The organism is Streptomyces coryli, assembly GCF_011044975.1.
GTDB lineage: Bacteria > Actinomycetota > Actinomycetes > Streptomycetales > Streptomycetaceae > Streptomyces > Streptomyces coryli.
In genome coordinates, this window is record NZ_JAAKZV010000349.1 from 1 (window position 1) to 6,286 (window position 6,286).

The 6,286-nt window shown below is 73.0% G+C and carries 7 protein-coding genes; 4 read left to right on the forward strand and 3 right to left on the reverse strand.

What is annotated here, in order from left to right; genetic code table 11:
• The 3 genes from G5C51_RS38810 to G5C51_RS38820 form a co-directional block, all read left to right on the forward strand.
• The coding region (locus tag G5C51_RS38810) for a cysteine protease StiP domain-containing protein (protein ID WP_240930222.1) at positions 1 to 1,836 on the forward strand (1,836 nt) is incomplete at its 5' end.
• 8 nt (positions 1,837 to 1,844) lie between these two features.
• Positions 1,845 to 2,651 (forward strand): HAD family hydrolase, encoded by an 807-nt coding sequence (locus G5C51_RS38815; RefSeq protein ID WP_165245098.1) that lies wholly within the window; start codon positions 1,845 to 1,847, stop codon positions 2,649 to 2,651.
• Positions 2,648 to 3,325: an O-methyltransferase gene (locus G5C51_RS38820; protein ID WP_165245100.1), complete on the forward strand. Its 678-nt coding sequence runs from the start codon at positions 2,648 to 2,650 to the stop codon at positions 3,323 to 3,325. Before G5C51_RS38815 ends, G5C51_RS38820 begins: the two co-directional genes overlap by 4 nt.
• A 3-nt stretch (positions 3,326 to 3,328) precedes the next feature.
• Here G5C51_RS38820 and G5C51_RS38825 read toward each other — a convergent pair whose 3' ends face one another.
• Positions 3,329 to 3,961: a DUF4383 domain-containing protein gene (locus G5C51_RS38825; RefSeq protein WP_165245102.1), complete on the reverse strand. Its 633-nt coding sequence runs from the start codon at positions 3,959 to 3,961 to the stop codon at positions 3,329 to 3,331.
• Between the two features lie 147 nt (positions 3,962 to 4,108).
• Between G5C51_RS38825 and G5C51_RS38830 the strand changes: the two genes are divergently transcribed.
• Complete coding sequence (locus G5C51_RS38830; protein WP_165245104.1) at positions 4,109 to 4,330, forward strand: FmdB family zinc ribbon protein; 222 nt, start codon at positions 4,109 to 4,111, stop codon at positions 4,328 to 4,330.
• Positions 4,331 to 4,345: 15 nt separating this feature from the next.
• Here the strand turns inward: G5C51_RS38830 and G5C51_RS38835 are convergent, their stop codons facing one another.
• Together G5C51_RS38835 and G5C51_RS38840 are read right to left on the reverse strand one after the other, a co-directional pair.
• Complete coding sequence (locus G5C51_RS38835; RefSeq protein WP_165245106.1) at positions 4,346 to 5,653, reverse strand: hypothetical protein; 1,308 nt, start codon at positions 5,651 to 5,653, stop codon at positions 4,346 to 4,348.
• 79 nt (positions 5,654 to 5,732) lie between these two features.
• The gene (locus tag G5C51_RS38840) at positions 5,733 to 6,173 is read right to left on the reverse strand and encodes an iron chaperone (protein ID WP_165245108.1); all 441 of its coding nucleotides are present in this window, start codon (positions 6,171 to 6,173) and stop codon (positions 5,733 to 5,735) included.
• Between the last annotated feature and the right edge of the window lie 113 nt (positions 6,174 to 6,286).

The window sequence follows — 6,286 nt, forward strand, 5'->3', positions numbered from 1 at the left end:
CTCGCGGGGGAGGGGCCCGTGGAGACTCGGGAGGGTCCCTCGGAGACCTGGGCGATACGCGTCGGCCTTGGGTGGCCGGAGGGGCTGCCCGACGGTGGGCGGCATGGCTTCCTGCCGGAGCACCGGGAGCGGCTGGAGGCGGCGCTGCCGGCGATGGCGGAGCGGCTGGCGCAGGCTGTGGGTGGCGCCCCCGCCGAAGGCGGGCCACGGGTGCTCCGCGCCGAGGGCGAGCCAGCCGCATTCCGCGCCGAAGGCGAGCCAGCCGCATTCCGCGCCGAAGGCGAGCCAGCCGCATTCCGCGCCGAAGGCGAGCCTCCCGTGTTCCGCGCCGAAGGCGCCCCGCGCGTCCTCGTCCTCGGCACCGAAGAGCTCATGTACGCACCCCTGCGCCTCGCCTGCGCTCTCCAAGCGCATCTCGGCGACGACGCGGAGATACGGTTCTCCACCACCACCCGCTCGCCCGTCCTCGCCGTCGACGATCCCGGGTACGCGATCCGTACCCGACTCGCCTTCCCGGCCCACGACCACCCCGACGACGGGCCCGGCGAGCGCTACGCCTACAACGTCGCGGGCAGCGGCTTCGACACCGTCGTCGTCGTGACCGATGACGCCGCCGACACCGAGCAGCTGCACGCCCGCGGTGGGCTCCTGCACCGCCTCGCCGAGCACACCGGTCAGGTGCTGCTCGCCGCCGTCCCGTCCCATCGCCCGCTGCCGCACGCACTCCGCGGGCCGGAGTTCTCCTCCTACGCCCCCGACGAAGTCGGCTGGCTCCTCAAGGACCTCTCCGACGTCAGCCTCGAGGCCCCCACCGAGGAGCGCGAGGAGGCCATCCAGCAGGGCGGCGCGCACTACGCCGAGTCGCTGCCCGTCGAGTACCAGCCGAGCGCCGCCTACCAGGAGCTCTTCCACAGCGCCCTCGACGCCTCCGCGCCCCGCATCGCCCGCGCCGTGGCCACCGTCACCGAGACCGTCCTCGCCGAGCGGTCGCCGCACCCCGTGCTCGTCTCGCTCGCCCGCGCCGGCACCCCGGTCGGCGTGCTGATGCGGCGCTGGGCGCGGCACGCGCACGGCATCGACGTGCCGCACTACGCCGTCTCCATCGTCCGCGGGCGCGGCATCGACGCCACCGCGCTGGACTGGCTGGCCCGCCGCCACGACCCGGCCGACGTGGTCTTCGTGGACGGCTGGACCGGCAAGGGCGCGATCACCCGGGAGCTCGCCGAGGCGCTGCACGAACACCCCGGCTTCGACCCCCGCATCGCCGTCCTCGCCGACCCGGGCCGCTGCGTCGATACGTACGGCACCCGCGAGGACTTCCTCATCCCCTCCGCCTGCCTCAACTCCACCGTCTCCGGGCTCATTTCGCGCACCGTGCTGCGCGCGGACCTGGCCGGGCCCGGCGAGTTCCACGGCGCGAAGTTCTATCGCGAGCTGGCCGGCGCCGACCTCTCCGGACACTTCCTCGACGCGATCTCCGCGCACTTCCCGGACCCCGGGGACGTACGCCCCATGCCGGACACCGCGGAGCGCAAGCCCACCTGGGAGGGCTGGGCCGCGGTCGAGCGGATCAGCGAGGCTTACGGGATCCATGACGTGAACCTCGTCAAGCCGGGCGTCGGCGAGACCACCCGCGTGCTGCTGCGCCGCGTCCCGTGGCGGGTGCTCGTCCGGCGCGGCGCGGGCGCCGATGTCGAGCACGTCCGCCTGCTCGCCGAGCAGCGCGGCGCCCCGGTCGAGGAGGCCGACGGGCTGCCGTACACGTGCGTCGGGCTGATCCACCCCAAGTACACGCGCGGCGCCACCGGCGCCGACGGAAAGGCCGCCGCCCAGTGACAGCCGCCATGGTCGCCAGCGACCTCGACCGCACCCTCATCTACTCGGCCGCCGCCCTGGAGTTGACCCTCCCCGACGCCGAGGCGCCCCGCCTCCTCTGCGTCGAGGTGTACCAGGGCAAGCCGCTCTCCTTCATGACCGAGGCCGCCGCCGCGCACCTTGAAGCACTGCCCGGCGCCTTCGTGCCCGTCACCACCCGCACCCGCGCCCAGTACGCCCGCGTGCACCTCCCCGGCCCGCCCCCACGCCACGCGATCTGCGCCAACGGCGGGCACCTCCTCGTCGACGGCGTCTCCGACCCGGGCTGGCAGGCGACGGTCCGGGACGCCCTCGACGCCGGCTGCGCGCCCCTCGCCGAGATCCGCGCGCACCTGGCCCGTATCACCGCGGACGTCCCCTGGCTGCGCAAGCAGCGCACCGCGGAAGGGCTTTTCGAGGTGCTGGTCGTCGAGCGGGCCGAGCTCCCCGAGGCCTGGGTCAAGGACTTCGCCGGCTGGGCGGACGCGCGCGGCTGGACCGTATCGCTGCAGGGGCGCAAGCTCTACGCCGTGCCGCGCCCGCTCACCAAGAGCGCCGCGCTGGCCGAGCTCGTCCGCCGTACGGGCGCGGGGACCGTGCTCACCGCGGGCGACTCCCTCCTCGATACGGACCTCCTCCTCGCCGGCGACCGCGGCTGGCGGCCGGGCCATGGCGAGCTCGCCGACCAGGGCTGGACCGCGCCGCACGTCACCGCCCTCGCCGAGCGCGGCGCGGCCGCGGGCGAGCGGATTCTGCGCGACATGGCGGCGGCGGCCCTGGCAGGATCCCAGGCATGACTACTCCCGCCGCCCGCGACAAGCGTCCCGACCAGACCGCCGAGCTCTACCAGTACGTGCTCGACCACAACCCGCCGCTGGACAGCGTGCAGCGCGAGCTGGTCGAGCTCACCCAGGCCCGCTTCCCGGACGCCGCCGGGATGCAGTCGGCGCAGGAGCAGGGGCCGCTGCTGGCCTTCCTGGTCCGGCTGATCGGCGCCAGGCGGGTGGTCGAGGTCGGCACGTTCACCGGCTTCTCGTCGCTGTCGATGGCGCAGGCGCTACCGCCCGCGCCCGACGGGCAGCTGATCGCCTGCGACGTGTCGGAGGAGTGGACCGCGTACGCCCAGGAGGCCTGGGAGAAGGCCGGCGTCGCCGACCGCGTCGAGCTGCGCATCGGCCCGGCGCTGGACACGCTGCGTGCCCTGCCGACCGAGCCGCACATCGACCTGGCGTATCTGGACGCGGACAAGAAGGGCTATATCGCGTACTGGGAGGAGCTGGTCCCGCGGCTGCGCCCCGGCGGCCTGATCGTCGCGGACAACGTGCTCTACCACGGCGACGTCGTCGACCCGCAGGCGGTGGCCGGCGGCGCAGCAATCCGGGCGTTCAACGACCATGTGGCCGCTGACGCCCGGATGGAAGCGGTGCTGCTGACCGTCGCGGACGGCCTCACGCTGGCGCGTAAGCGCTGAGCGCTAGGCAGCCCGCGTGTGCTCCCGGTCCTCCGCGAGCGCGCGCTCGGGATTGCGGGTGCGCCAGTACGGGTTGTCGTGTGGCAGACCGCCGCTGACGCGTCCGTACATCCCGAAGGTCAGTAGCAGGAGACCCACGATGAAGCTGAAGATGACGTTCGGCATGCGGAAGGCCAGGATGTTCCAGCTGGTCTCCATCACCGCCAGGTTGGCGAAGCCGCTGAGCAGGAACGCCGCGCCCAGGACCATGTTGAGCGTGGAGGCGAAGTTGCCGCCGCGGTACGCGCCGTAGAGCAGCAGCAGCCCGACGGCGATCGAGAGGGTGGACAGCGCGCCGTTGGTGTTCAGCCCCATGGTGGTGTCGCCCTCGCGGGAGAAGAACCACACGCGGTTGAAGAGACCGAGCACGCCGAAGACCAACAGCCCGAGGCCGGCGACGCCGGCACCGGCGCGGTAGACGGTGGACAGGGCGTGGTCCTGCGGCAGGTGCTCGTCGAGCTTCGTACGGTGCGCGAGGCTGCCGAACTGCACGCCGCGCTCGTGCAACGCGTCGCGCGCGCCGAGCACCGGCCCGGTCGGCGCGCCCGCGAGCGGATGCGGGGTGCCGTCCGAGGGATAGGGGGAATGCGTGGCCATGGCTCCGACCTCCTAGGTGGGAGAGAGAGGCCGTACGTACCCTCAGCATCAGCCCGGGGTGCGGAGACGAGCAAATTGTCCGTTACGTACCGTGAGCGGGGCCGCCGGTCCGGTTACCGGCGGTGGCGGCCCCGCTATCCTGTGGCCATGCCTCGCTACGAGTATCGCTGCAGGTCGTGCGGCACGACCTTCGAGCTGAACCGGCCGATGTCCGAGTCCTCCGCACCGGCGTCCTGCCCCGAGGGCCACGGCGACACGGTGAAGCTGCTGTCCACGGTCGCGGTGGGCGGGGTGGCGGCGGCCGGTCCTTCCGCTGCCCCGGCCCCGCAGGGCGGTGGCGGGTGCTGCGGCGGGGGCTGCTGCTCGTAAGGGAGCTTTACGGGTCTAGGCCCGCCCGCTCATCTCGTTCCTGATCGTCTGGACCACCCGCGCGACCGTCTCGCGGATCGCCTCGGTCTCGGTGAGGAAGTGCCAGTAGTCCGGGTGCCGGCCGGTGAGGCCGGCGACGGCGCGGTCCAGGCGCTCGACGGACTGGTCCAGTGGCTGCGCGTGCCGCGGGTCCGGGTTCGCGCGGCCGGTCATCGCCAGCCGCTGGGCGTCGCGGATGGCGAAGCGGGTCTTCTCGACCTCGGTGGTGTGGTCCTTCTGCACCTCGTTGAGGCGGCGGAGGCGGTCGCCGGCGGCGGTGACGGCCTCGTCGGTGTCGTTGAGCAGCGCCCGTACGGTGCCGAGCAGGGCGGTGGCGTCCGGCCAGCGCTGGTCGCTGCGGGCCCGGGAGGCCTCGCGGATCTTCTCCTCGGCCTGCGCCACGGCCTGCTTCGCCTGCTCGGGTACGGACTGCAGATCCTGCCAGCAGGCCATCGCGAACCGCCGCCGCAGCTCGCTCAGAATCGGCGTCACGCCCTCGGCCCTGGTGGCCAGCGCCTGCGCCCGCGTACGCAGGCTGACCAGCCGCTTGTCCATGTCCGCGGCCTTCTTCGGCAGCTGCTCGGCCTCCCCGCACAGCGCCTCCGCCGTGCGCTGCACCTCGACCGCGCGGTGGATCGTTTGCGGTACGCCATGCCGCCCGGCGCCCTCGTTGAGCTTGGTCAGCTCGGGGCCGAGGGCGGCGAGCCGGGCGGCGAGGTCGTCGGCCTTGAAGCCCTGGGCCCGTACCGCGTCGAGGGCGTTGCTGGCCGCGAGCAGCCCCTGCCGGGCGCGCTCGACGGCGGGCGCGAGGCGGGCGAGCTGGGTCTCGGCGTCCTGGAGCAGGGGGCCGAGGGAGTGCGCGAAGTGGTTGAGGTCGGCGCGGATGCGCTCGAGCTCGTTGGTGGCCTGCTGCAGCTCCTGCCGCGCCTGGGCGGCGGTCCCCGGGGCGAGGTCGTCCCGGTCCAGGTCATGCGCGTCTACGGCGGTGATGTAGGCCTGGCTGGCGCGGTCGATCCGCTGCCCGAGGGTGGCGAAATCCTGCTCCACGCGCCGGGCCGCGGGCGAGTCGTCCACGGCGGCGATGGTCTCGATGGAGATCTTGAGGTCGCGCTGCGCGGTGTCCAGCTCGTAGAACGCATTCGCCGCCGCATCCCGCGCCGCCTGCGCCTCGGCCCGCGCATTCTCGCCGCGGTCACCGCCGCCCCAGCCCCAGCGCCTGGTGCCGTGTGTCGTCAAAGTCCGTCCACTCCCCGTCGCGCTCGCCCACCGCCCGGCGCTGCCCATTGTCCCACCGCTGTGGCTGGAACCTAGAGGCTTGGGAGGGGGCTGTCCGCATGTGAGACGGCGATCACGCCCGGGGGCGTCAGCTGGCGGCCTGCCGCACGAGCGCGCTGATCGTCTTCTCCTCCGCGGCCGTCAGCTTCGTGAGGCCGAAGGCGGTCGGCCACATGTTGCCGTCATCGAGATTCGCGGGGTCGTTGAAGCCGAGGGTCGCGTAGCGCGCCTTGAACTTCGACGCGGCCTGGAAGAAGCAGACGACCTTGCCGTCCTTGGCGTAGGCGGGCATCCCGTACCAGAGCTTCGGCGCCAGCTCGGGCGCGCTCTCCTTGACGATCGCGTGGATCCGCTCGGCGAGCACCCGGTCCTCGTCCGGCATCTCCGCGATCTTCTCGAGCAGCGCCGCCTCGGCGTCGGCCTTGGTCTTACGGGCCCCGCGGCGGGTGGCCTTGACCTCCTGCGCGTGCTCCTTCATGGCGGCGCGCTCTTCTTCGGTGAAGGCGGACTGCTGCGATTCCTTGGCCATGGCCGGCTCCCTGTGTCGGTGGATTCCTGGGTTTCTGGTGCGCTCTTCACGTTAGGGAGCGGTGGCCTGGATGGCTTCTCGAAAACTGACTGGGTGGTGGGCTGTCTCTTATA